This is a genomic window from Marisediminitalea sp. (assembly GCF_984433645.1).
In genome coordinates this window covers 1-23,183 of record NZ_CFIDRX010000060.1, presented here as the reverse complement: position 1 = coordinate 23,183, position 23,183 = coordinate 1, and the positions used below count along the sequence as shown (strand labels likewise).

Annotated in this window: 23 protein-coding genes; 15 read left to right on the top strand and 8 right to left on the bottom strand. The window is 50.6% G+C overall.

Translation table 11 applies throughout. The features are described from left to right. Positions 1 to 200 precede the first annotated feature (200 nt). From AC4MRN_RS09690 to AC4MRN_RS09680, 3 genes are all read left to right on the top strand, one after another. On the top strand, positions 201 to 680 hold the full coding sequence (locus tag AC4MRN_RS09690; RefSeq protein WP_491203156.1) for a copper chaperone PCu(A)C: 480 nt from the start codon (positions 201 to 203) through the stop codon (positions 678 to 680). A 78-nt stretch (positions 681 to 758) separates the two neighbouring features. Then, on the top strand, positions 759 to 1,229 hold the full coding sequence (locus tag AC4MRN_RS09685) for a Dps family protein (protein ID WP_487965506.1): 471 nt from the start codon (positions 759 to 761) through the stop codon (positions 1,227 to 1,229). A gap of 18 nt (positions 1,230 to 1,247) precedes the next feature. Further along, the gene (locus AC4MRN_RS09680) at positions 1,248 to 2,378 is read left to right on the top strand and encodes a PQQ-dependent sugar dehydrogenase (RefSeq protein WP_370164352.1); all 1,131 of its coding nucleotides are present in this window, start codon (positions 1,248 to 1,250) and stop codon (positions 2,376 to 2,378) included. 120 nt (positions 2,379 to 2,498) lie between these two features. Here the strand turns inward: AC4MRN_RS09680 and AC4MRN_RS09675 are convergent, their stop codons facing one another. Next, positions 2,499 to 4,574 carry an alpha/beta hydrolase family protein gene (locus AC4MRN_RS09675; RefSeq protein WP_491203155.1) on the bottom strand — a complete coding sequence of 692 codons (2,076 nt, stop codon included), beginning with the start codon at positions 4,572 to 4,574 and terminating at the stop codon, positions 2,499 to 2,501. A 1-nt stretch (position 4,575) separates the two neighbouring features. After that, positions 4,576 to 4,920, bottom strand: a complete 345-nt coding sequence (locus tag AC4MRN_RS09670; protein ID WP_073324375.1) for an Mpo1-like protein — start codon at positions 4,918 to 4,920, stop codon at positions 4,576 to 4,578. A 107-nt stretch (positions 4,921 to 5,027) separates the two neighbouring features. Between AC4MRN_RS09670 and AC4MRN_RS09665 the strand changes: the two genes are divergently transcribed. Continuing rightward, a complete protein-coding gene (locus tag AC4MRN_RS09665; protein WP_491203154.1) occupies positions 5,028 to 5,894 on the top strand; it encodes a tetratricopeptide repeat protein in 867 nt (288 codons plus the stop codon). 25 nt (positions 5,895 to 5,919) lie between these two features. On the opposite strand, the gene AC4MRN_RS09660 is transcribed toward AC4MRN_RS09665, so the two are convergent. Beyond that, entirely contained in the window at positions 5,920 to 6,336 is a 417-nt protein-coding gene (locus tag AC4MRN_RS09660; RefSeq protein ID WP_073324462.1) for a hypothetical protein, read from the bottom strand. Positions 6,337 to 6,417: 81 nt separating this feature from the next. Here AC4MRN_RS09660 and AC4MRN_RS09655 point away from each other — a divergent pair, with 81 nt between their 5' ends. The 6 genes from AC4MRN_RS09655 to AC4MRN_RS09630 all read left to right on the top strand — a co-directional run bounded on the left by AC4MRN_RS09655 (position 6,418) and on the right by AC4MRN_RS09630 (position 11,248). Then, complete coding sequence (locus tag AC4MRN_RS09655; protein WP_155013516.1) at positions 6,418 to 6,606, top strand: DUF2065 domain-containing protein; 189 nt, start codon at positions 6,418 to 6,420, stop codon at positions 6,604 to 6,606. A gap of 170 nt (positions 6,607 to 6,776) precedes the next feature. Continuing rightward, a complete protein-coding gene (locus AC4MRN_RS09650; protein WP_073324377.1) occupies positions 6,777 to 8,075 on the top strand; it encodes an adenylosuccinate synthase in 1,299 nt (432 codons plus the stop codon). 165 nt (positions 8,076 to 8,240) lie between these two features. Further along, positions 8,241 to 9,620 carry an aldehyde dehydrogenase family protein gene (locus AC4MRN_RS09645; protein WP_491203153.1) on the top strand — a complete coding sequence of 460 codons (1,380 nt, stop codon included), beginning with the start codon at positions 8,241 to 8,243 and terminating at the stop codon, positions 9,618 to 9,620. A 179-nt stretch (positions 9,621 to 9,799) separates the two neighbouring features. Continuing rightward, positions 9,800 to 10,219 (top strand): VOC family protein, encoded by a 420-nt coding sequence (locus AC4MRN_RS09640; protein WP_073324379.1) that lies wholly within the window; start codon positions 9,800 to 9,802, stop codon positions 10,217 to 10,219. A gap of 109 nt (positions 10,220 to 10,328) precedes the next feature. After that, positions 10,329 to 10,913, top strand: coding sequence for a hypothetical protein (locus AC4MRN_RS09635; RefSeq protein WP_491203152.1), 585 nt, complete (start codon positions 10,329 to 10,331; stop codon positions 10,911 to 10,913). Between the two features lie 53 nt (positions 10,914 to 10,966). After that, positions 10,967 to 11,248 carry a hypothetical protein gene (locus AC4MRN_RS09630; protein WP_155013519.1) on the top strand — a complete coding sequence of 94 codons (282 nt, stop codon included), beginning with the start codon at positions 10,967 to 10,969 and terminating at the stop codon, positions 11,246 to 11,248. A gap of 70 nt (positions 11,249 to 11,318) precedes the next feature. Here AC4MRN_RS09630 and AC4MRN_RS09625 read toward each other — a convergent pair whose 3' ends face one another. Continuing rightward, positions 11,319 to 11,705, bottom strand: coding sequence for a VOC family protein (locus AC4MRN_RS09625; RefSeq protein ID WP_073324382.1), 387 nt, complete (start codon positions 11,703 to 11,705; stop codon positions 11,319 to 11,321). 121 nt (positions 11,706 to 11,826) lie between these two features. Here AC4MRN_RS09625 and AC4MRN_RS09620 point away from each other — a divergent pair, with 121 nt between their 5' ends. Next, positions 11,827 to 12,513, top strand: coding sequence for a helix-turn-helix transcriptional regulator (locus AC4MRN_RS09620; RefSeq protein ID WP_491203151.1), 687 nt, complete (start codon positions 11,827 to 11,829; stop codon positions 12,511 to 12,513). A gap of 41 nt (positions 12,514 to 12,554) precedes the next feature. On the opposite strand, the gene ggt is transcribed toward AC4MRN_RS09620, so the two are convergent. From ggt to pbp4b, 3 genes are read right to left on the bottom strand one after another with little or no spacing between them, the layout of a single operon-like run. Further along, positions 12,555 to 14,228, bottom strand: coding sequence for a gamma-glutamyltransferase (ggt, locus tag AC4MRN_RS09615; protein ID WP_491203150.1), 1,674 nt, complete (start codon positions 14,226 to 14,228; stop codon positions 12,555 to 12,557). A 2-nt stretch (positions 14,229 to 14,230) separates the two neighbouring features. Beyond that, entirely contained in the window at positions 14,231 to 15,607 is a 1,377-nt protein-coding gene (locus AC4MRN_RS09610; RefSeq protein ID WP_491203149.1) for a Na+/H+ antiporter NhaC family protein, read from the bottom strand. 49 nt (positions 15,608 to 15,656) lie between these two features. After that, positions 15,657 to 18,101 carry a penicillin binding protein PBP4B gene (pbp4b, locus tag AC4MRN_RS09605; RefSeq protein ID WP_491203148.1) on the bottom strand — a complete coding sequence of 815 codons (2,445 nt, stop codon included), beginning with the start codon at positions 18,099 to 18,101 and terminating at the stop codon, positions 15,657 to 15,659. A gap of 274 nt (positions 18,102 to 18,375) precedes the next feature. Here pbp4b and AC4MRN_RS09600 point away from each other — a divergent pair, with 274 nt between their 5' ends. The 3 genes from AC4MRN_RS09600 (at position 18,376) to AC4MRN_RS09590 (ending at position 22,260) form a co-directional block, all read left to right on the top strand. Further along, a complete protein-coding gene (locus tag AC4MRN_RS09600) occupies positions 18,376 to 20,247 on the top strand; it encodes a glycoside hydrolase family 3 protein (RefSeq protein WP_491203147.1) in 1,872 nt (623 codons plus the stop codon). After that, positions 20,244 to 21,383 carry an acyltransferase family protein gene (locus tag AC4MRN_RS09595; RefSeq protein WP_491203146.1) on the top strand — a complete coding sequence of 380 codons (1,140 nt, stop codon included), beginning with the start codon at positions 20,244 to 20,246 and terminating at the stop codon, positions 21,381 to 21,383. Before AC4MRN_RS09600 ends, AC4MRN_RS09595 begins: the two co-directional genes overlap by 4 nt. 130 nt (positions 21,384 to 21,513) lie before the next feature. Further along, positions 21,514 to 22,260, top strand: coding sequence for a substrate-binding periplasmic protein (locus AC4MRN_RS09590; protein WP_491203145.1), 747 nt, complete (start codon positions 21,514 to 21,516; stop codon positions 22,258 to 22,260). A gap of 72 nt (positions 22,261 to 22,332) precedes the next feature. Here the strand turns inward: AC4MRN_RS09590 and AC4MRN_RS09585 are convergent, their stop codons facing one another. Further along, positions 22,333 to 22,599, bottom strand: a complete 267-nt coding sequence (locus AC4MRN_RS09585) for a hypothetical protein (protein WP_370239898.1) — start codon at positions 22,597 to 22,599, stop codon at positions 22,333 to 22,335. 25 nt (positions 22,600 to 22,624) lie between these two features. On the opposite strand from AC4MRN_RS09585, the gene AC4MRN_RS09580 reads away from it, so the two are divergent. Continuing rightward, positions 22,625 to 23,183 (top strand): dioxygenase family protein (locus AC4MRN_RS09580; protein WP_491203144.1); only part of this gene is annotated, 559 nt, incomplete at its 3' end.

Genomic DNA, 23,183 nt, shown 5'->3' with positions numbered 1-23,183 from the left:
AACTGACTTGTAATCAGTAGGTCGCCAGTTCGATTCCGGCAGTCGGCACCATTTCCCCCTTTTCTCAAATCGTTTTTTCCAATCAGGCGAATCGCCTGTTCAAGATCAACATTCAGCTATTTCTTGCTTGTTTTAACAGGCTTTTATCGTCTACATTGATAGTCATCAACTGATGACGAAAAACAAGGCTGGTGTCTGGAATGTCAACGTTAAAACGCGCTTTTGCGCTGTGTCTGTGTGTATTTAGCCTGATGGGGCTCCAATGGGTAAATGCCATGCAAGGCGTTATGGTTCACAATGTCAAAGCCCGGGCCACGTTTGCCATGGCTACAACCGCTGCGGTGTATTTCACGGTTATGAACCACAGTGACAAAGCGGTTACGCTTACCGGCGTGAGCGTGGATGAATCCATTGCTGCAGATGCCCAGCTTCACACCACGGTAATGGAAGGCGACATGATGAAGATGCGACAAATCACCGATGGCATCGACGTAGCGCCCGGCGCAATGGTTGAATTCAAGTCGGGTAGTTACCATGTCATGCTTATGGGCCTGGTAAAGCCGTTAGTGGAGGGGGCGTCATTTAACCTGACCCTCACCTTTGCAGATCAGCCGTCCATGACTACCACGGTTACTGTTGGCGCGGGCGCTGGTGAGCACTCTCATCACCACCACGAGTAATGCTTTTCGAGGAAACGAATCCAATTGGTCGTTTTCCCTCTATAAACAATGCAATAAATTAACGCTAAGGAGTTAATGATGAGCAAGATTGATATTGGTATTTCAGAAGCCGATCGCGAAGCCATTGCCGGAGGACTGAAAAAAGTACTGGCAGACTCTTACACCCTGTATTTGCAAACCCACAACTTTCACTGGAATGTCACGGGTCCGCAATTCCGCGAATTACACCTGATGTTCGAAGAGCACTACACGGAGCTCGCCGTAGCGGTAGACGATATTGCAGAACGTATTCGTACCATTGGATTTTCTGCACCAGGTACTTATCGGGCTTTCGCAGAGTTAAGTTCGATTGAAGAAGTTGATGGCGTACCGGAAGCGTCTGAGATGGTCCGTTTGCTGACCCATGGTCATGAGCAGGTGGTAAAAACCTGTCGCAGTGTACTGAGTATTGCGCAAGACGCTGACGATGAATCTACCGCGGCGCTGGTCTCAGATCGCATGCGAGTCCACGAAAAAACGGCTTGGATGCTACGCGCTATGGTACAGTAATTAAAATCTGTTAATCGAATAACGAGAAAAACAATAATGAAGCAGCCTATTAAACAGGTTGCAAAACTCACAGCACTGGCCCTGGCCGGTGCTGTTGCGTTTAGCAGCCAAGCGACAGAAGACGTAACCGTTAACGAATTAGCGAGCGGTCTGGACCATCCTTGGGGGATGACTTTTTTGCCCACCGGTGAGGTCTTGATTACCGAGAGAAGTGGCCAGATGCGGGCTTTTCAATTTGGTTCAGGATTGAGTGCGCCATTAAAAGGCGTGCCCAAGGTAGTGGCAAACAACCAGGGTGGCTTACTGGACGTCATTGCTGACCCGGATTTTACCAGCAATCAGACCATTTACTTTTGCTATTCACGTCCAACCGAGGGCGGCAGCAGCTCTTCTGTTGCCAGTGCAACCTACACCGCGGGTGAACTTAAGAATGTGAAAGACATTTTCATTGCTGACTCCGTAGTCGACAACGGCTTTCACTTCGGCTGCCGCCTAGCGTTTGATACAGAAAACGACCTGTATGTTGCGTTAGGTGATCGCTATAAATACATGAAAGAAGCGCAGAACACCGATAACCACTTCGGCAAGATTGTGCGTATAGAAAAAGACGGTAGTGTGCCGAAAGACAACCCCTTTACCGACGGCAAAGCACCCGAGGTATACAGCTATGGCCACCGCAATATTCAGGGCCTGACTGTTCACCCCGATACCGGTGAGGTCTGGGCAATGGAACACGGCCCCAAAGGGGGAGACGAGATCAACCTGATCGAAGCCGGCAACAACTATGGCTGGCCAGTAATCACCTATGGTATTGATTACAATGGCGATATCATTTCTGATAAAACCCATCAGGAAGGCATGGAACAGCCCGTGTTGTACTGGAATCCTTCGATTGCGCCCAGCGGCATGACGTTCTACAAAGGCGACGTATTTAAAGCCTGGCAGGGTGATTTGTTGGTTGGTGCGCTGAAGTTCCGTCATTTACGTCGAATCAGCTTTAACGACAAAGGCGAGCCGGAGTCACAAACGGAATACCTGAAAGATCGCAACGAGCGGATCCGCGATGTTGAAGTCGGCCCGAACGGGTTTATTTATGTGTTAACCGACGAAGACAACGGCAAATTACTGCAAGTGATGCCAAAGCTATAAACTAAAAAAAGCGCGCTACCACAAGGGGTCGCGCGCTTTCTACTATTTCACAACGCTTATATCGACGAACAGGTTACCGCATGGTTACGATAACCTGCTCAAAGTCACTGACGCGCCGGTTTATTCTGAACCTGCGGCAGTCTTAGTCTCTTCGCTGGTGCGATACCGTTCAAACCACGCCAAAATATTGCCTACCTTCTGAATTAATCGGGAAGGCTTGGACGCAATACCATGTGACGCGCCTGGCAAACGCAGCATGGCTGCATCAACCCCCTGGAGCTTCAAGGCCTGATAAAACTGCTCAGATTCACTGATGGGTGTGCGGTAATCCGCTTCACCGGTTAGCAACATGGTCGGGGTCGTCACATTGCCGACCAGCGACAATGGAGAATGCTTCCAAAGGTGCTCAGGAATATCCCAGGGCATACCCGGCATCCAGTACTGGCTGAAATAGGGGTAAGCATCAGCGGTGAGTGCAAAACTCATCCAGTTGATAACCGGCTTAGCGACCACGGCTGCGGCAAAGCGGTCTGTTTTACCAATAGACCAGGCTGTTAGCACACCACCGCCAGAGCCACCGGTAATGAACAGGTTGTTGGTGTCTACGTTGCCTTTTGCAATCACCCCATCAACCACGTCCATCAGGTCGTTGTAATCCTGTGATGGGTAGTTGTGATGAATCAGGTTCGCAAAATCTTCACCGTATGAAGTACTGCCGCGTGGGTTCGACCACACAACAATGTAGCCTTTCGCAGCCATCAGCTGAATTTCGGCGCTGAAGTTAGGGCCATAGGCCGTATGCGGTCCGCCGTGGATTTCCAGAATCAACGGGTAAGACTTGCTGGCATCAAAGCCCGGTGGTAACAGCATCCAGGCTTCAATGGTTTTGCCGTCTACCGATGATTCAACCGTTAATGGCTGGATCTCTGGCATGGTCAGATGCCCAAGCACATCTTCGTTTAAATCAGAAATCGCACTGGTTTTGCCGCGCTTACTGCGAAGATATAAATCTGCAGGTCGGGTACCGGTGGAATAGGTGTAGGCTATCTCGTCATTGTCTGATACCGCAAATTGCCCTGAGGTATAAGGGCGACCAAGTGACTGTCCTGACAAGCTAATATTCAGCGATTCCTCGTCGCCATCCAGTTCGAACAGTGACAGTTTTACTTCACCGTGATCCTGGTAGCTAATATACAGCCCGTCACTGTCGGAAGCCCACTCTACCTGACCAACCTGACGGTCGAGTTTTTCAGTGATGTTCTGCATGTCACCATTAGCCAGCTTCATCACCCAAATATCTGACTGTTGGTGGCTCAGCTTGCGATCGTTCACGTAACGAAAGGCAAGGTATTTACCATCCGGGCTCAGCATGGGGGAAGATTCAGGCCCCGGCATGTCAGTAACCTGCGTTACCTTCGCTGTTTTTACATCAATCTGATAAATGTCGCTGCTCATGACTTCCATGGCGAAGTTATCGCTAGGGTTCATGGAGAAGTACAAATGGCTACCGGCTTTATTCCAGACTATATCGCCATTATTGGGATACGGATTAAACGTTAATTGGCGCGGCGTACCACCTTCAGCAGGCAATACGTAGATTTGTGAAAATCCACTCGGAGCATAGCCTGCGCCGTCAAAGCGGTAATTCATCTTTTCAATATACTTGCCAGATGGGGCCCACTCTGCTTTTGCGGGTTTGGCGGGCATGCCGGTAAACAGCGGCTTTTCCGATGCAGGCGTAAACAGCGTGAAAGCCAAATGTTTACTGTCTGGTGACCATACAACATTGCCCGGCGAGTAGCTGAGGTTCGTCAGTTTGGCTTCATCGCCGGTGTCAAGGTAACGTACGTAAAGTTGCTGACTGCCGTCTCTGTCTGACAGGTAAGCCAGCTTTTTGCCATCCGGTGAGATAACCGGACTTCGTACATTCGCACCTTCAGAGATAAGTGGACGATGCGTGCCTTTTTTCAGATCGTACCGCCAAAGGCTGATATGCGTACGGTCTTGCATAATGTCATTACTGCGTCGCTCGTAGATAACCTGCTTGCCGTCTGGCGTAAATACCGGCGAAGCGGCATATTCCAGCTCGAATATATGTGCATAGTCAAAGTAATTGGAATGCTCAGTTGCTCCCGCCCAGCTTCCCGCGCAAAGCAGTGAAGAGGCCAGCGCCAGGGTTTTAATAGGGTATTTCATATTATTTATTGTCCCGCTTTTCCGTCGTTGTCAGAGAGAGTTTGCCTGTCCAGATATCTTTATACATTACCCAATCGCCCATCAAACTGTAAAAAGGGTAACGAAACGTTGCTGGTTTATTGTGTTCAAACGCGAAGTGACCTAACCAGGCAAAGCCATAGCCCGCTACAGGCAGGCACCACAGCAGCATCCAATGCTGCGTGACAACAGACAATATCAATAAGGCTATTACCAGCGTAGAGCCGATGAAATGCATAAGGCGGCAGCGAGGGTCGCGGTGCTCGTCAAGATAGTAAGGGTAAAATGCCGCAAAGCTAGTAAATGGGCCGTTGGTTTTTTCTGTCATGACTGCCTCGTTGTTATTGTTTTCGTTAGTTTAGGACAAAGCCCAAACTTGTACTTGTTTTTGTGTTCAGGATGCCCTTATTGTTAAACAAAGCAAATTACAGACAAATGAGCAAACAGCAGATGATGTCGAACAATATTGTTGACCTGACCGTCGAGAATTTCCAACAGGTTATTCTGGAAACCTCCAGAGAGAAACTGGTCCTGATTGATTTTTGGGCCGAGTGGTGTGAGCCATGTAAAGATTTGATGCCGATCCTGGAAAAAATCGCCGGCGATTACCCAGACACTTTGCTGTTGGCGAAAGTTGACTGCGAGCGTCAGCAGGAAGTGGCTGCCCAGTTTGGCATTCGCAACTTACCTACCGTGATGGTTGTAAAAGACGCGCAACCCATTGACGGGTTTGCCGGTGTGCAACCCGAGTCAGAAATACGCGCAATGTTGGCGAAATACCTGCCAGCGCCTGAAGATGAATATCTGCAGAAGGCTTCGGAATGCTTGTCTGAAGGTGATTATGCAGGGGCATTTCCGTTTGCCAAGCAAGCCTACGAAATTAACCCGGACAACATCGACAGTAAATACCTGTACATCGATTGTTTGATTGAAACCGGTGCGCTGCCTCCGGCCAAAACCTTACTCGGCGAAATTAAGATGGTCGATCAGGACCAGCGTTATCAAACATTACAGGGCAAAATTGAGCTGGCTGAGCAAGCGGCAGACACACCCGAAATCCGTGCCTTGTTCGAACAGGCCGAAGCAGAACCGGACAATCTGCAGGTGAAAGTCGATTTGGCGGTTGCGCTTTATCAGGTTCAGCGCTCAGAAGAAGCACTGGAATTGTTGTACAGCGTGTTGTTAAAAGACTTTGGGTTTGGGGAAGCGAAGAAGTTTATGCTGGATGTCATTAATGCACTACCGGATGGCGATGCGCTCAAGTCGACCTATCGACGCAAAGTATACAGCCTGATGTACTAAGCTGAACCCTGAGTGCGCTTGCCACTCAGGGTGTGTATCCTTCGCTTTGAAGCCATTTCAGCGCTTCCAGGTAGCTGCTGAAATACTGGCGTTCATACGCCTGCAATGTTGGACTGGAGTCTGTCAATTGTGGATTGGTGCGCTCCAACTGAACGTGCTTAATGTGGTTAGTATCGACTACGTAGGCGGCGCGGCGCAGGCCTTTCTCAATATTTCGGGCGATCCCCTCACGCACTTTCACCTGTGACTCAGGTGTACTCAGTACCCATCGACGACAATCTATAATGGCTGCCCAGTGAACGTTATTAAACTCTTCTGATATCGGCAGCATTTCATCCACCAGCAAGTTCGCCATGGCAAGATCCCAGGCGCCGGTCACATAAACTTCAAGTATATTGTTGGACACTGTCAGGCTAAACTGACCTAAATTAGGAAATAGCATGGCATTTTCAGTTAACAAGTGTACGCTGAGTATAGTGGGAAATGCTGTATTGCAACATAAAAAATTGAAGGAAAACAAAAAATGCCTGAGTGGTTCTGGCCTGCAGTGGCAATGGTCGTGATTCTGGAAGGGCTGGGCCCTTTGTGTTTTCCCAATCGGTGGAAAGCCTATATTCAGGAGCTGAGCAGACTGTCTGCCAGCCAACTGAGGCAGGTTGGTGGGATTACTGTTGCTGCGGGGGCGATCCTGCTTTACTGGTTGACAGCTTAAACGCGTTATCTCATTCTCCTGCAAGCAGTACTTCGGTGTTGTTATTGCTATTAAATGTAAGATATTACTTATTAAATCCCTTCGTGCTGAATATTTGTGCATAAAACAGATGATCAGGGCAGGGTAATTTTGATAGAATCCACGCCTAATTTTTTACACATACTCGACTCATGGCTAAAAATATTGTAGTCCTCGGCACTCAATGGGGTGACGAGGGTAAAGGTAAAGTAGTAGACCTACTCACTGACCGGGCAAAGTATGTTGTGCGCTATCAGGGCGGACACAATGCTGGCCACACCCTGGTAATCGACGGTGAGAAAACCGTTCTGCACTTAATTCCATCTGGTATCCTGCGCGACAACGTAACCTGTATTATCGGTAACGGTGTGGTATTGAGCCCGGATGCACTGATGGCCGAAGTGACTATGCTCGAAGAGCGTGGTGTACCGGTTCGCGATCGCCTGAAAATCAGTGAAGCCTGCCCGCTTATTCTTCCTTATCACATCGCGTTGGATGTGGCGCGTGAAAAAGCGCGTGGCAACAAAGCCATTGGTACCACGGGTCGTGGTATTGGTCCGGCTTACGAAGACAAAGTGTCTCGTCGTGGTCTGCGCGTCGGCGACTTGTTTAACGCGGAAGACTTTGCCGCTAAGCTGAAAGAAGTACTGGATATTCACAACTTCACACTGACTCAGTATTACGGTGAAGAAGCGGTTGATTTCGACAAAACCTTAGCGGATGCACTGGCTGTAGCAGACATTCTGCGTGCCATGGTTGTCGACGTAACTGACGAACTGGACAAAGCGCAAAAAGCCGGTCTGCCAATCATGTTTGAAGGTGCACAAGGTACGTTGTTGGATATCGACCACGGTACATACCCTTATGTAACGTCTTCAAACACCACAGTAGGTGGCGTGGCAACAGGTGCGGGTTTTGGTCCGCTGAACCTCGACTATGTGCTGGGTATCGTTAAGGCTTATACTACTCGCGTTGGCTCTGGCCCGTTCCCAACGGAGCTGGATTGTGCAGTAGGCGAACACCTTGGTGTTAAAGGCCACGAATTTGGCGCGACTACCGGTCGTAAGCGTCGAACTGGTTGGTTTGATGCGGTTGCCATGAAGCGCGCAGTACAAATTAACTCGATCACCGGTTTCTGCTTAACCAAGCTGGACGTACTGGACGGTCTGGAAACCCTGCAAATTTGTGTGGGCTACAAAGACGCTGATGGCAACATCAAAGATGTGCCGCCAATGGCAGCTGATGGCTATGATTTGGTCACGCCAGTGTACGAAGAGATGCCTGGCTGGAGCGAAACCACGTTTGGCGTAACCGACTACGAGAAACTGCCTCAGGCCGCGAAGAACTACATCGCACGCCTTGAAGCGCTGACCGGTGTGCCGGTAGACATTATCTCTACAGGGCCGGACCGTAACGAAACTATCGTTATGCGTCACCCATACGACGCCTGAGTCGTACACAGTCTCTGAGTTTAAAGGCCCCGTTCATCGGGGCTTTTTTATGCCTGTAATACCATCATTACCCAACGCTTCTGTGGCGAAAACTAATCTTCTATGCGGATTGGTGGTAATTAGTGTTACGATAGGTCGGTCCAGTTACGGTGGAGTGGATTTCAGATGTCGCAAACTCATTCAATCGCACACACGTTTGAGCGGTTACAGCAAACATTTCAGCTCGGCAAAACACGTACTTATGCGTGGCGAAAAGCGCAGCTGGATGCGTTACTGCGCCTGCTCACAGAAAACGAAAAAGCACTGTGTGAAGCGCTTTCAGAAGATTTGGGTAAAAGCCAAACTGAGGCCTGGACCACTGAAGTCGGCTTCCTGCTCAGCGACATCAAACATACTAAAAAGCATTTAAAGCAATGGATGAAGCCGTCCCGCGTGAGTACGCCAATCGTTGCTCAGCCTGGTCGCAGCTTTATCCAGCCTGAGCCCTTGGGCACGGTATTAATAATTGGTGCCTGGAATTATCCCATACAACTTACCTTGGCTCCGTATGTTGCGGCGCTGGCGGCAGGGAACTGCGCACTCTTAAAACCTTCCGAGTTGTCGCCGGCAAGTTCAGCGCTCATGGCCACTTTGATCCCGCGTTACCTTGATGGCGATGCGATTTCTGTCGTCGAAGGCGGTAAAGATGAAGCGGCTGCATTACTGGAATTACCTTTCGATCATATTTTCTATACCGGTGGCGACCGAGTCGGCAAAATCGTCATGCAGGCCGCAGCTAAACACCTGACCCCGGTAACACTGGAACTTGGCGGTAAGAGCCCGTGTATTATCGACAGCGACACCGATCTGGCCACCAGTGCCCGACGTGTCGTGTGGGGCAAGTGGACCAATGCTGGCCAAACGTGTATTGCGCCGGACTATTTGCTGGTTGAGCGCAGTGTAACAAAGGCATTTCTCACACTGCTGGAGCAGGAAATCAACCGGCAGTATGGCGCACAACCCCTTACCAGCCCGGATTACGGACGCGTTGTTAACCGGACCCATTTTGACCGCATCCGTGGATACATGCAGCAACAGGACGTTGTTATTGGCGGGCAGGTAGACGAGGCCGCCTTGCGTATTGCACCCACCGTTGTACTCAACCCGGATATTGACAGTCCGGTAATGCAGGAAGAGATTTTTGGCCCGGTGATGCCATTGCTTGAAGTGAGCAGTGTCCAGGAAGCCTTTGATTTTGTGAAGCGCAGACCCAAGCCTCTGGCTGGTTATTTGTTTAGTCAGCGCCAGTCAGTGCAGCAGCAAATGATTGACGAAGTCAGTGCAGGCAGTGTGTGCATTAATGACGTAATGATGTTCATGGCAAACCCGGAACTGCCATTCGGCGGAACCGGCTACAGCGGCATGGGGCGGTATCACGGTAAGTTTGGATTCGATACGTTCTCACATCAAAAAAGCGTTATGAAGCGCAGCTTCTGGTTTGATGCAGCCATTCGTTACGCACCCTCCAGTGCACGAAAACGCTATCTGTTGAAAAAACTGCTTTAGCAACGGGGCTTAATCACTGAAAAGCCGCCTTGCCTACGCGAAACGGCTAACCACCTCAAACTATCTTACTGCGCTTTGCGTTTCGTGCTTTATTTCTTAATATGGTTCGCACTTGGCAGTAATTTGCTGCTTACGCGAAGACATGTAGTAATTTTTATTCGTCGATTTAAGGTTTAGTCATGACGCAACCGTTTCACCTAGCCATACCTGTAGATGATTTAGACAAAGCCCGGGCGTTTTATGGCGACTTGTTGGGCTTTAAGCAAGGCCGCAGCGATACCCAATGGATTGACTGGGATATGTATGGACATCAGTTAGTCACGCATTGCGTTAAGCGTATGCCAACGCCTCCTGAGTACAATAGCGTGGATGGGCACAATGTACCTGTACCGCACTTTGGTGTCGTACTTACTATGGCTGACTGGCAACAGTTAGCCGACCGATTGGTTGCCGCGAAGGTAGAGTTTGTGATTGAGCCTTATATCCGCTTCAAAGGTCAGGCTGGGGAGCAGGCCACATTGTTTTTTAAGGACCCGGCTGGGAATGCACTTGAATTCAAGGCATTCAAAGACATGGGGCAGCTATTTGCGGTAGATTAAAAAATACACAAATTGATGCTGGCCTTTTTTGCTAACTTATTGTTAGTATGGGTATATTGTAGTTCGATGCTGTAAAGCTCGTGTAGTCTTGATAACGGGAAAGAGATAAATGGAGTTTATCCAAAAGAAGCGCGGCGTAAAACAAACGTTTACGCTCAGGGACGACCATTTCAATTTTGCTTACGAAGATAAATCCGGTTCCGGGGATATAGATCTCAACTATGTCGATTTACCGCAAAAGTCCTCGGTATCCATTGAGCAGAACGAGTGGTTACGCAATGTCGGCTTGCTTTGGATTGCATTGGGCGTAGCGCAAATAGGCTGGGCGATTTTTAATGACCTGAGCCTGTCTGGAAAGGGGTTCTGGTTGATGGTGGGCATGGCCTGCGTATTATGGGCCCACTTTTCTAAAACCCGCTATTCGGTATTCAGAACAGAGCGTGGTAACGTGCTGGTAATGCAAAATAAGCAACACCAACAGATTGTTGAAACACTGCATGCCCGCCGCAAAGCGCAGTTGCTGGACTGGTATGGTGAGGTTAATCCTGACAACGAATTGGAAAATGAAATTAGAAAGTTCCAGTGGCTGGTGGAACAAGACGTCATGACCCAGGCGGAGTCAGAGCAGAAGATTGCCCAGGCGCAATTACTGCACAACAGTCAGTATGAATCGACAGAAACTAAATTGAATTAACAATGTCCAACTAACTTGATCGCCACTAATAATAAAAATAAAGGAGCGAAGACATGCGTGAAGAGCTTATATCTGATGGTCATCGGGGACGTTCCCGTTCCCTCACAAAGGTGCTGGTTGACTGGTTATTCTGGGGTGTGTGTTATGCCGTAGGCTGGCCCGTCTGTAAGGTCTTCACTCTTGGGTTTTACCCACAATCCAAATCTCACGAACGCGCTATTTTCAGCCAGCGCCGGGCTCATACCGGATTTACCTGTGCCATGATCGGCCTGGGGATTATCATTGCTGCAGCCGGCTTTTATACTGGCTATCTGCCCCCGTTAACGCTTAAATAACCCTCTCGTTTTTTAAAGGAATAATGCGGCATGCCAGGTGAGGCAAACCGCAAAACCCACTGCTGCCAGCTTACTGTACCATACAGAATGCGTTCAGCTTGTTGCCGTCCAAATCGCGAAAATAGCCGGCGTAAAAGCCTCTCTCTGCATCTTCTGGCCTGAAGCCTGGCGCACCTTCACAGGTGCCACCCAGCGCTAGGGCTTTTTGGTAAAAGGCGTTCACCTGTTCTGGTGTGTCCAGCGCAAAGGCCGCCATATTGCCATTGCCTGCGCTTGCGGGCGCTTTGTTAAATGGCAGGGTGACGCCAAACGAGACTTCCCCTTGGTTTCGCGCCCAGGCAATAAAGTAATTGTCCTGTTCCATAAAACGCTCAGCGCCAATCGTACCAAGTAGCGCGTCGTAGTATGCGCCTGCTCGTGCCAAATCAGCTGTGCCTACCAGTATATAACCAATCATCTTCGTCTCCTTTGTGGTTGTTGGTTAACAGACGCTTTCATAGTATTCGTTGACTCCTGACAGTAAGTGTCAGTAGAGTTTTTCTATTCTTGGATCTCCCTGAACAACGGACGACAAACACATGCGAAAGGCGGAAAGACTCAACGAAATTGTGCATCACCTGAGAAGGATGCATCAGGCTGTCACTGCCGACACCCTGGCAGCATTATTTGAGGTCAGCCCGCGAACTATTTATCGGGATATTCAGGATTTAATGGACAGCGGCATTCCCATCACTGGTGAGGCGGGGGTTGGGTATGTAATTGATAAACAGTACCACTTGCCGCCAATTATGTTTGATGCCGATGAAATAGAAGCCATAGCACTGGGCATTGGTATGGTAAGTAACTGGACGGACGCTGCCTTTGCCCGCAAAGCGAAAAGTGCATATGAGAAAATACAGGCAACGCTCACTGCGCCTATGATCCACGAGCTTACCCAAATCAGCACGTTTTCAGCACCTAGTCGCTATAAAATTCCCTGGAAAGTGAATTTTACCGAGGTGCGCGAATGTATCAGGCGAAAGCAATTTGTCACATTCAGTTATCTGGACCTGAGTGACCAGCTTACCGAGCGGACAATTCGCCCTTTGGCTCTGATTTCGTTTAGCCCAATCTGGCTGTTGGCCGGGTGGTGTGAAATGCGTCAGAACTTCAGGAATTTCCGGCTGGATCGGATTTCGGACTTTTCCGCATCGCCACAACGGTTTCGGGATGAAAAGGGCAAGGCGCTGTCGGATTACTTAAAAGAGCAGGACGAGTGCGTTTAATGAGGGAGCTGCTTGTCGCAAAACTCCCTCAACTGACTGTGTTATTGGGTGTTGCGAACAATGGCCTTACCGCGGCCGTTTTTCTCTGAAGCAGCAGACAGCTTGCCGTTTTCATTGAGAATAAGGTGCAGGTCACCAAAGCGGCGGTCGTCGATGGTATAGCCCATGGCTTCTAACGCCGTCAGTGTGGCTTTGTTAAACCCATCGTGTACGCGGATTGTGTCTTTGGGCCACAACTGATGGTGGAAACGCGGGCTGTTCACCGCCTCTTCTGCCGTCATGCCGTACAGCAGCGTGTTAAAAATCGACAGTGTCACAGAAGAAATAATCGTGGTGCCGCCTGGTGACCCGGTAACCAGCTTCACGCTGTCGTCCTCAAGCACAATTGTAGGCGTCATGGAAGACAGCATACGCTTGTAGGGTTCAATGGCATTGGCTTCGCCACCGATTGCACCAAAGAAATTTGGCACGCCGGGTTTAGCACTGAAATCATCCATTTCGTCGTTCAGCAGGAAGCCCGCCCCTTCTGCAACCACACCTGCCCCAAAACTCAGGTTAATGGTGGTGGTGTTGGAAACGGCATTGCCCCACTTGTCGACGATAGAGAAGTGAGTGGTGTCTTCACTTTCATGCAAGCCGGGTGCAATACCTTCTGTGGGGGAAATGGCTGTCAGGTTAATGTCTTTTGCTCTGCTTTCGATATAGGCAGGCTGTATAAGTTCACTTTGCGGGACATCAAAGAAATCCGGGTCACCCAAATACTCGGCACGATCTGCAAATACACGTTTTCCTGCTTCCGAAACCATATGCAGGTAAGGTGCAGAATTGTGCGCAGGCATAATATTGGTCTTTAGCACCGTATCAACCATACCCAGCCACTGTGCTACCGCTATCCCCCCTGAACTTGGCGGTGGAGCCGTAACCACTTTGTAACCACGCCAATCGAATGCCAGTGGCGTGCGCCATTTTGCGTGGTAGTTGGCAAGGTCATCGTGGGTCATCAGGCCATTGGTTTTTTGCATGTAGGCAACGATAGCGTCAGCAGTGTCACCTTTGTAGAAGCCATCAGGTCCCTGGTCGCGAATACGCGCCAGCGTTGCCGCCAATTCAGGTTGTGTAAATAAGACGTCTGCTTCCGTGGCTGCGCCAAAATAGTGTTCGAAGTTGCTGTCACGTTCATTGTCACGCAGGCGTTTAATATACCGGCTAACACGTCCGGCTAATTTCGGGGGAACATGAAAGCCGTCTTTGGCCAGTGTTACCGCGGGCTGAACCAGTCTTGCCCAGGGCAGTTTGCCGTATTTTTGGTGTGCTTCCCACATTCCTGCAACGGTGCCGGGAATACCAGAGGCTTTCGCGCCAAACAAAGAGTCGGTAGGGTGAACATTGCCGTCTTCGTCCAGGTACATATCGCGAGATGCGGCTTCTGGTGCCATTTCTCGGTAGTCCAGAAAGTCAGGCTGACCGTCGATGTAGATAGTCATAAAGCCGCCGCCGCCGATGTTGCCGGCTTCCGGGTAGGTGACCGCCAGCGTAAATTGCGCAGCAATGGCGGCATCAACCGCATTGCCGCCTTGTTCCAGCACGTCTATGGCAACCTGGGCGCCGAACTTGTCGGGCATGGCTACTGCGTAATCGGATGTGGTTTGTTCTGTAGGTTGGTTTGAACAGGCGACTAAGCCAAGCAGCCCTAATGTAATTAGTAAAATGCGCATTGTTATCCCACCATTATAATACTTGTGATCAGGTAAGCGATGAGTGTTAACCCGCCGCCAACCAGGGCGTAGGGCAGTTGAGTTCTAACGTGTTCAAGTAAATCACAGCCGGAAGCGATGGATGAAACTGCTGTTGTATCTGATATGGGTGAGCAATGGTCACCAAATACCCCGCCACCCAGAATAGCACCAATGACCAGTGAAGGGGGGAGTCCCAGTTGTTGAATGAGCGGCACCCCAATGGGGATCAGAATAGCAAAGGTGCCCCAGGACGTCCCCGTAGTGAATGACATGATCGCTCCGGCGATAAACAGCATGGGCACCACGAGAACAACAGGTAAGTACTCACCAACCAGTCCGGCTACGAAAACCCCGGTGCCGAGTACTTTCAGGCTGCTGCCCAATGTAAGTGAAAGCAGTACAATCGTGACCAGCGGCAGAATTTCCCCCATGCCTTTGAAGCCGGTTTCTACCGCTTCGTGATGGGTAAATCGCTTGCCAAAAACCAGCATGAGATAGGCGACAGCCGTTGCCAGAATAGTGGCGTACAGCACGGATTTACTGCCACTGCCCTGTGCAAGTACACCGTTACCGGTCCACAGCATAAAGCCCACCATACTGACTACCATGGTCACAATAGGCACAACCATATAGCTTGCCTTGGTGGCTGGCGCCGCCTCTAGTGACTGCTGGTTGCTGCTAAGCTGTTGCTCAGCTTTTGCCATTGGACCGTGAACTTTGTCGGCAAAGACCGTGTACGCCGCAATCGCCAAGGCAATAATAGCGTAGAAATTAAAGGGTACAGAGCCCCACAGAATACTGGCCGACGATTCAGGTAAATCATAAGTGTCCAGCATGCCCAGCACAAAGGCACCCCAGCCGTTTAACAGAATGAGAATACACACAGGCGCACTGGTGCTGTCGATGAGATAAGCCAGCCGTGCCCGGCTCATGCCAAACTTGTCGAACAGACCCCGGGCAAAAATACCCGCAGTCAGCACGCTAAGGTTCGATTCGATGAATACCACAATACCGGTCGCCATGGTTAATCCGCCTACCTGACGACGACTGCGGGCAACGCCGCGCTGGGTGAGCCAGTTAACAGTTGCGGTGACGCCACCGGACTCGCGAATATAAGCCAGTAACGCGCCGACCAGTACACTGAACAGCAGTATGCGGGTATTTCCCGCACTGGTGGCAACATCGACAACCCGTTCAATAGAGGTAATGGGAGCCAGTAATAGGAGCCCGTCTGCGGAAGTAAGAAGAATAAGCGCTTCAGCGCATAATACCGCCATGAGCAGCGCCATAATGACTTCTTTCTTCCAGAAAACAATCAATATCGCAACCAGCGGTGGAATAATGGAAACCCATTCCATAGTGTAAAGCCCTGTTGTTGTTCTTTTAGCGTGGCATTAATGCCTGGGATCAGCGGTTGAGGACCGCCTCGTAAACCAGCGATACAATACTGCCATATTTACCGGTTTCAAAGGTTTTCCCGGTAAATTGCAGATTGCCGTCGTCGTCTTCCACAATGGGCGAATGTCGGGCGTTGGTCAATAGGATGACGGCCAAATCCAGAGCAGGGTCGATTACTGTCGCCGTGCCTGTCCATCCGGTATGGCCAAAAGCCTGTTCGCTGGCATATGGCCCAAAGTGCCAGCGGTTCTGGCCATTCGCGGCGCGACGCCACCCCAACCCGTAACTCCAAAAGCGGTTATCTGGCTTAATAAACGCATTGAGAACGCTGTTTTCAAATAACTGAACATTGCCGTAGCCACCGCCGTTTAACAGCAGTTGTGTCATCACGGCCAGATCATCCGCTGTAGAAAACAGCCCGGCATGGCCAGCTACACCTTGCATGGCATGGAATGCTTTTTCATCGTGTACTTCACCTTGCAAGGTGTAGGTGCGAATGTTGGGGAAGTCGAGCCGGCCGCCACGCGTATTGCCCATCAGTTCTGTAGCAGCGAATTCATCGTACTGGTGGCCTTTAAGCAACGGATTGAAACGCGTGTGGGTCAAACCCAGTGGGGTATACAGTTGTTCTTCGCAAAACTGGTCGAGAGGCATGCCGGTGATGCGCTCAACTAACAACCCAAGCAGCATAAAATTGGTGTCGCTATAGGCCGTGGTGAGCCCATTGCCGATGTTGAACGGCACCTGCGTAATCAATAACTCGGATGTGCGCTGTTTGTCCTGAGAGTAGAATGCCGGGCCCAGTGGATTGTCTGGTTTATGGAACGGGATCTCCGGGGCATATCCGGATTTGTGTGAAAGTAAGTCGCTCACTCTGCGGGCTTCACGTCCATCACCCTGGTATTCTGGCAGGTAATACTGGATGGGTTTGGTTACATCGAGCTGGCCGGTTTCAACCAACCGCATAAGCGCGAAGGTCGTTGCAAACATTTTGGTATTAGACGCCAGGTCAAAGCCGGTGTTGGTTTGCATTGGCTGAGGCAAGGCCAAAGGCTGACCCGTTGCATCATAGCGCCTGGCAAACCCGTAGGCGCTTCGTTTAATGATGGCGCCATCTTTAACTACCAGCAGGACCGCACCGGGAAAGCCTGCTTCTACTTCCTGATTAATCAGGGTATCTACCGCACTGAATTGTTGTTGGTACTTGGCCGTGTCATCTTTGAGCGTAGGGAAAGGTACCGTTACTCGCAGTTCAGCGGTACTGGGCTCAACCTGACTCACAGACAGCGTATTCATGCCATTACGGGTTCGCCGGGCCAGTGAGTAATGGTAGGGGGCGCCCGGTAAAAAAGGCTGGTCCAGCGTCAGGGTCTCACCATTGACATTAATCTCGGCGCGGGTGGGTTCTGTTGCTTCGACAATCAACTCCCCACGCCCCTGATAACTTTTAAAAGCAAATCGGTCAGTCACAAAGGCGCGCTTGGTTGGCTCTGTATCCGGAACAAGGGTATCGATTTGGCCGTGTTTCGGCTCGTATACCTGGGCTTCAGACGGTTGGAGTTCCTTGTCATAACGGGCCAGGAGATTTTCTGCGCTGGCTGGAAAATACTTCTCCAGCAGGGCGAATAAGGCCGCCGCGGTGCGGCTGTCAGGCTCGCCCGTGACATGCCAGGGTAAAAAGTGCATTTGAAAAGCCGATACGGCATTCAGTGTGCTGCTGTCTCTAATGCCCGTTTCGACCACACCGTAACCATAGGCGCGGAATGCAGCCTGAATAAGTCCGACCGAAGCCGGCTGTTCGTTAAATTGCTTCCAGTAGTGGGCCAGCGTGTCGTTGTCGTACCAGGCGCCAATGCCTTGTTGATAAAGCTGGTACCAGGGGAAGCGCGGGCCGGGATCATTTTTTCTGTCGAAGGCAATATCAGAGTGCCCTACAACGGCGGTAGGGTGAATGTCGGGGTTGCGCGCCAGGATGTCTTTTGCCAGTTCAATGACCACTTCAATCTGTTTGGGGTCATAGTCGGGGAAAAGGCAAAGGCGATTATTGCCATGCTCAGCCAACGAGGGGCCTAGCTGACCATCACGCTCGCAAGTAGGTACATTAACAATTTCAATACCAATGGAATGGTCGTTCAGACCAGTACGGCCCTGCCAGTAACTCTTGCCAGCATGCCACGCTCGCTTGTTTTCATCGACCAGTTGAATGACACGGGGATTACCTACCGGATCTGACGGGTCGTTTGATTCAGGTACCAGGTAATGTGCGCTTAGGCCACCTTCTTTCACCAGTGCGTCAACCGACTTTGCGTAATCGATGGCAGTAAAGTGGATAACCAGAGACTTCACCCTTTCGCCGTAGTTACTGGACGGCATTTGAATAACGTTACGGCTGCTACAACTGATAACCAGCAAAGCGCAGAAAATTAACGTTAACGAGTGGCGTAATGCACGCATAAGCAGGGAGCATCCTAGGTAAGTGGTCAGTATTTACCCCAAATTAGCAATACCGAAACCGAAAGTAAATAATAAAATATTCCAAATTAGACCCAAGCTGTGTTTCTCGTTAGGCATGAGGCGTCCTCCTGATTATGTCTCATTTATTTGGCAGTTTGGCGCGTGCATAGTTGACGCAGGTTAATTGAGCTCAGGTTGTTTTTCACCGATGTTTTTGGTCGGAAATGGCGATTGTTGGAATAATTTATTTTTTAGTGTGAATCGGGTAAGCTGCATGAATAATGAAACTGCCATTCGGAAAGCGGGTATGATGTTGCGAGGATTTTATGGGGTATTGGGAGTACTGGCTATGCTGAGCGTAACGGCGAGTTGTTCGTCATCCAGTGAGTCCACGTTATGGCTGGGTCAAAAGCTCATGCTGGATTTGCGCTATTACTGCGAAGACGGCACAGACGAGAAACACTGTAAGACACCGGTAACCGCCTTGTCGCCAGAACTGGAGGCTGTCATCCGCGAGGGCAAAATCGGTGGCGTTATTCTGTTTGCAGAAAACCTGGAAGAGACCGGGCAAGTGGTCCGGCTGAATTATCAGTTGCAAACTATCGCGAAAGAGGCCGGTTTGCCGCCACTGTTTGTGGCGATTGACCAGGAAGGTGGCAGAGTGGCGAGATTGCCCGACGCTGTAGCTACCCGGTTTGTAGGCAACATGGCAATTGGCGCAACGTATCCCACCCACGGCACCGCTTTCTCGTCGAGTGTGAACGCGGGTATTGCAAAATCTATTCGATTATTAGGCTTTAACGTCAATTTTGCCCCCACAGTCGATGTTAATCTCAATGCAGACAACCCGGTTATTAACGTTCGTTCCTATAGCGAGTCGCCTGAGCAGGTGGCTGAAATGGGCGCGGCAGCGGTATCAGCTTTACAACAGCATGGCGTAATGAGTGCGCTCAAGCATTTCCCGGGTCATGGCGATACTCATGTAGACAGCCACACCGGCCTGCCAAAGGTTGAACACGACGCAGCGACCATTAATGCTGTGGATCTATTGCCATTTAAGCATGCCATTGAGCAAGCGGACTACCCGGCCATGATCATGACTGCGCATATTCAGTATCCCGCGTTGGATGACACAACATTCATTACCCGCGACGGCGAGCAAAAAGTGTTACCCGCTACGTTGTCGAAGAAAATCCTGACCGGCCTGCTACGCGAAGACATGGGCTACAACGGCCTCATTGTGACTGACGCCCTGGATATGGCCGGTATCGCTCAATATGTTGATCATCGCGATGCGGTAATCAAAACCTTCAATGCGGGGGCCGATATTGCGTTAATGCCATTCGCTATCCGTAACCCTGAGGGGATTAAGCAATTTCGCGCTTTGTATAAACAGTGGATTCAGGCCCGTGAACACGGCGAGTTGAATGCGGCAGAGATGGATGCATCGCTGCAGCGTATTCTGGCAGCGAAACAAGCGTATAAGCTCGATGACTTTATTGCCCGGCCACTTACTCAGCGTCTGGAAGAGGCGACGGCGGCACTGCCGATGGCTGACAATCAGCAATTGGAGCGTGAGTTGGCAGAAGCGGCACTGACCAAGGTCTTCGATAACGGCGTACTGCCGCTGAAGGGTAAACACTTCGCTCTGGTCATGCCCGACGAAGCGCGTTGCGACGCGCTGTCGAATGCGCTCAAACAGTACGGTAAAGGCATAACGACGGTGTGTATGTCACTCAATCGTATCGCCACTCAACCTGATTTATCGCCGTTACTCAGCGCTGATGCACTGATAATTGGTGATATCACGCCGCAGCACAGTATGGCTGAAATGGGTGGCATGGACGACTTAGCCAGTTGGAGAGCAAGGCCCGACAAAGCCGCAATAGATCGCTGGGTGAAGAGCCTGACCGAACAGGCAAAAGCGAACCAGGTTAAAACAGTGATGGTTGCCCTGCGCACACCCTATATGTTGAGTGAATACCGCAATGTCGTCGATGCCGGCGTTGCCACCTTTGGCTACAACGTCACAATCAGTCAAAAGCCCAAAGGCGAGGTTGCTGAAGGCGCGGTCTTTTCCGCACTGGCAGCGGGCTTGTTAGGGCACATCCCCATGCCTGGTCAATCACCGGTTACCATTGAATGACACACCGTGTTCAGGCACTTGATGCGCTGCGAGGGCTGGCTATTTTTGCCATGTTACTGGTGAATAATCCCGGCTCCTGGCAGCACGTTTATGCGCCTTTGCTTCATGCTGATTGGCATGGTCTGACACCTACCGACCTGGTATTCCCCGGCTTCATCTTTGTCATGGGCGTTACCCTCGCGATTCAATTGCCCAAAGCACTCGCCGCATCAGGCAGTAAGCGGGTGTGCCTGACAGCGTTGAAACGAGGTGCAACCCTCGTGCTGCTCGGCTGGTTCCTGTACTTGTTCTGGTTTAATTTCGCAGTACCCGATTACGACTGGATCAATGATCGCTTGGCAACCCTGCGCTATCTGGGTGTGTTGCAGCGACTGGGAATAGTTTATCTGCTTACCGTGCTGCTAATGTGCGCAACCCCACCGCGACGGTACTTTACCGTTGCCATCGGGCTATTAGTCGCCTACTGGCTGCTTATGCGTTTTGTGCCTTATAGTGCTGCGGATGGACAAACGTATCAGGGGTTATGGTTGCACGGTAATAGTCTGGCTGCGTACCTTGACAACCTGATACTGGGCGCATCGCATCTTTATTATGCCGATGCCAGCCCTTTTGCTTTTGATCCGGAAGGGTTGTTGTCGACCATACCGGCGGTGAGCAGTTGCTTGTTGGGCGTAGTTGCAGGTCGCTACTTAATTACAGACAAACGCGCCACAGTGCAAACTTTGATTGTAGCGCTTGCTGGCATTGTAATAGGGGTTGCTTTGTCCGCCTGGGTTCCTGTGAACAAGGCATTGTGGACGCCTACATTTGTGTTGGTAACCAGCGGTATTATGGTGTGTGTGTTATGGGCCTTTATGGCCCTGGATACCCGTTTTTCATTGTTCAAACCCGGACATCCTTTATTGGTGGCGGGCACTAACAGCATTGCGCTGTACATGATTGCAGGCGTGTTGGCCCGTTTGCTGTTAATGATTCGCGTTGACGGTGTGACTGTGAAGTATTGGCTCTATCAACCTATCACCCAATTCATCGGTGATCCCAAACTGGCCTCATTGTGTTTTGCGCTGCTTTTCTGCTTAATTTGTTATTTGCCGCTATTATGGATGTATCGGCGCGGCATTTTTTGGCGGGTGTAATACACTTCCTGTCAACAGGTGCCGAATCAACCTTGCGATACTGTGCTGGTTTGTCCACCTGACCATCAGGTCAAGGGCAAAATAAGTGAAGAAGGTGGGGATGGGCCATTGAAAGTAAAAGGATTTCAAAATGATAGCCAACCGCTTAAGGTACATACTGAGTACGACCTGGCTTTTGCTGGCCGTTGCCGGAGGCGCGCAGGGTGAAACCTTGTACCTTGCTATGTCTGAAGACTGGAAGCCTTATGTATATGTTGATGCAGCAGGCAATGTGGCAGGCGAAGACTATGCGTTGTTGCATCGGACACTTTCAAGTCTGGGGCATGAACTTCTGGCGGTTGACCTGCCCGAACAACGGATGGGCCGGGATATCTCTCGTGGCCATGTAGACGTTACGCTGGGCGCGGTATCGACTCCACAACGCCGCGAACAAAACCTTTTCTCCATTCCATATCGACTTGAAACCATTGTGTTTGCTTACCTGGGGTCTGAACATCCTGACTGGCATGAACAGGATCTTGAGCAAATATTGCAGCAAGGCGGCCTGGTTGCTGTAAACAACAGCGGCTGGTTTGGTGAATGGTTCCGGTATCATGTACGTGAGACGTATCCGTCTCAGCTTGTCCATGCTGAAGGTACCCTTCGCAGAATGCAGTTGCTGAAGCTGGGCAGAGTGTCGGCGGTGGTAGGTGATATCAACGTCATTCAGGCTGCCGGACAGGAATTAGGGGTAACCGACCTGCACATCAGTGATGCGATCATTAATCAAACTCCGGTGCATTTTATGTTTAGTCGGCAGCGTGTGGATGCTGACTTTATGCAACGCTTTAATACCGCACTCAAACACCAACTCGACGAGAATGTAAAACTTCAGTAAAGACCTGAATTAACGGACCTCAGCACTGCCAAACTGTTATCTGGTATTTTTGGAGTAAATCGTTGTGGACCGTCAACCACCCGTTAAATTAAACCATACAGTGCAGCGTCGCCGTGTCATTCGTTCTTTGCTGGGCGCAGCCCTGGCAACGCCCGTTTTTGGGCTTATTGGATGCGGAGGGTCTGGTACAACGGCCACTTCAGCCGCATCTTCTTCCTCATCTTCCTCCTCGGGTACGGGGAGTTCTGCCGGCAGCAGCGGGTCTTCGTCGGGGAGCAGCACGGCGAACAGCGGTGTGACGACTACCACAGACTGGGCCACAGGCGGGACGTCTTCCATTACAGAGAATTTCCCGGATGACAGCTTGTTTGAGAACAGCAGCACCTGCTCGGTTGAGTTAACTGAAGCGCTGACCGAGGGGCCTTGTTATTTCGACAGCGAGTACCGCGACGACATATCAGAAGGGCAAACCGGTTTGCCGATGATGCTGTGTTTACAGCTGGTGGACGCAAATTGTAATCCGCTCTCTGGCTATGAAATCGAAGTATGGCATTGCGACGTTGAAGGCATTTATTCCGGTGATACCAGCGACAGCAGTGATGCGAATGGTTTTAGCTCTGGATTTTGTACCGGAAATGACCAGGCAGCCTTAGCGGCAAAATGGTTTCGCGGCATTAAAGTCACGGACAGTGCAGGACGAGTGGATTTCGCGTCGTGTTTCCCAGGCTGGTATTCCAGCCGCGTTATTCATATTCACTTCAGGGTGAAGAACAATAATAACGACGAAGTGATTTCGCAATTTGCCTTCAGCGACGAGTTTGTGGATGCTATCTGCACGTCACACAGCGATTACGCTGCACGCGGGGAGCCGGATACACACCTGTCGGGCGACACCGTCTTTCGCAGCAGCGACGACGATTACC

Coding starts and splice junctions, on each gene's coding strand:
- AC4MRN_RS09655 (WP_155013516.1), top strand. CDS start 6,418: ATGCCTGAGTGGTTCTGGCCTGCAGTGGCAATGGTCGTGATTCTGGAA.
- AC4MRN_RS09685 (WP_487965506.1), top strand. CDS start 759: ATGAGCAAGATTGATATTGGTATTTCAGAAGCCGATCGCGAAGCCATT.
- ggt (WP_491203150.1), bottom strand. CDS start 14,228: ATGCGCATTTTACTAATTACATTAGGGCTGCTTGGCTTAGTCGCCTGT.
- AC4MRN_RS09690 (WP_491203156.1), top strand. CDS start 201: ATGTCAACGTTAAAACGCGCTTTTGCGCTGTGTCTGTGTGTATTTAGC.
- AC4MRN_RS09670 (WP_073324375.1), bottom strand. CDS start 4,920: ATGACAGAAAAAACCAACGGCCCATTTACTAGCTTTGCGGCATTTTAC.
- AC4MRN_RS09600 (WP_491203147.1), top strand. CDS start 18,376: ATGAATAATGAAACTGCCATTCGGAAAGCGGGTATGATGTTGCGAGGA.
- AC4MRN_RS09625 (WP_073324382.1), bottom strand. CDS start 11,705: ATGATTGGTTATATACTGGTAGGCACAGCTGATTTGGCACGAGCAGGC.
- AC4MRN_RS09640 (WP_073324379.1), top strand. CDS start 9,800: ATGACGCAACCGTTTCACCTAGCCATACCTGTAGATGATTTAGACAAA.
- AC4MRN_RS09630 (WP_155013519.1), top strand. CDS start 10,967: ATGCGTGAAGAGCTTATATCTGATGGTCATCGGGGACGTTCCCGTTCC.
- AC4MRN_RS09650 (WP_073324377.1), top strand. CDS start 6,777: ATGGCTAAAAATATTGTAGTCCTCGGCACTCAATGGGGTGACGAGGGT.
- AC4MRN_RS09590 (WP_491203145.1), top strand. CDS start 21,514: ATGATAGCCAACCGCTTAAGGTACATACTGAGTACGACCTGGCTTTTG.
- AC4MRN_RS09635 (WP_491203152.1), top strand. CDS start 10,329: ATGGAGTTTATCCAAAAGAAGCGCGGCGTAAAACAAACGTTTACGCTC.
- AC4MRN_RS09645 (WP_491203153.1), top strand. CDS start 8,241: ATGTCGCAAACTCATTCAATCGCACACACGTTTGAGCGGTTACAGCAA.
- AC4MRN_RS09585 (WP_370239898.1), bottom strand. CDS start 22,599: ATGGAAGACGTCCCGCCTGTGGCCCAGTCTGTGGTAGTCGTCACACCG.
- AC4MRN_RS09665 (WP_491203154.1), top strand. CDS start 5,028: ATGAGCAAACAGCAGATGATGTCGAACAATATTGTTGACCTGACCGTC.
- AC4MRN_RS09610 (WP_491203149.1), bottom strand. CDS start 15,607: ATGGAATGGGTTTCCATTATTCCACCGCTGGTTGCGATATTGATTGTT.
- pbp4b (WP_491203148.1), bottom strand. CDS start 18,101: ATGCGTGCATTACGCCACTCGTTAACGTTAATTTTCTGCGCTTTGCTG.
- AC4MRN_RS09620 (WP_491203151.1), top strand. CDS start 11,827: ATGCGAAAGGCGGAAAGACTCAACGAAATTGTGCATCACCTGAGAAGG.
- AC4MRN_RS09595 (WP_491203146.1), top strand. CDS start 20,244: ATGACACACCGTGTTCAGGCACTTGATGCGCTGCGAGGGCTGGCTATT.
- AC4MRN_RS09660 (WP_073324462.1), bottom strand. CDS start 6,336: ATGCTATTTCCTAATTTAGGTCAGTTTAGCCTGACAGTGTCCAACAAT.
- AC4MRN_RS09675 (WP_491203155.1), bottom strand. CDS start 4,574: ATGAAATACCCTATTAAAACCCTGGCGCTGGCCTCTTCACTGCTTTGC.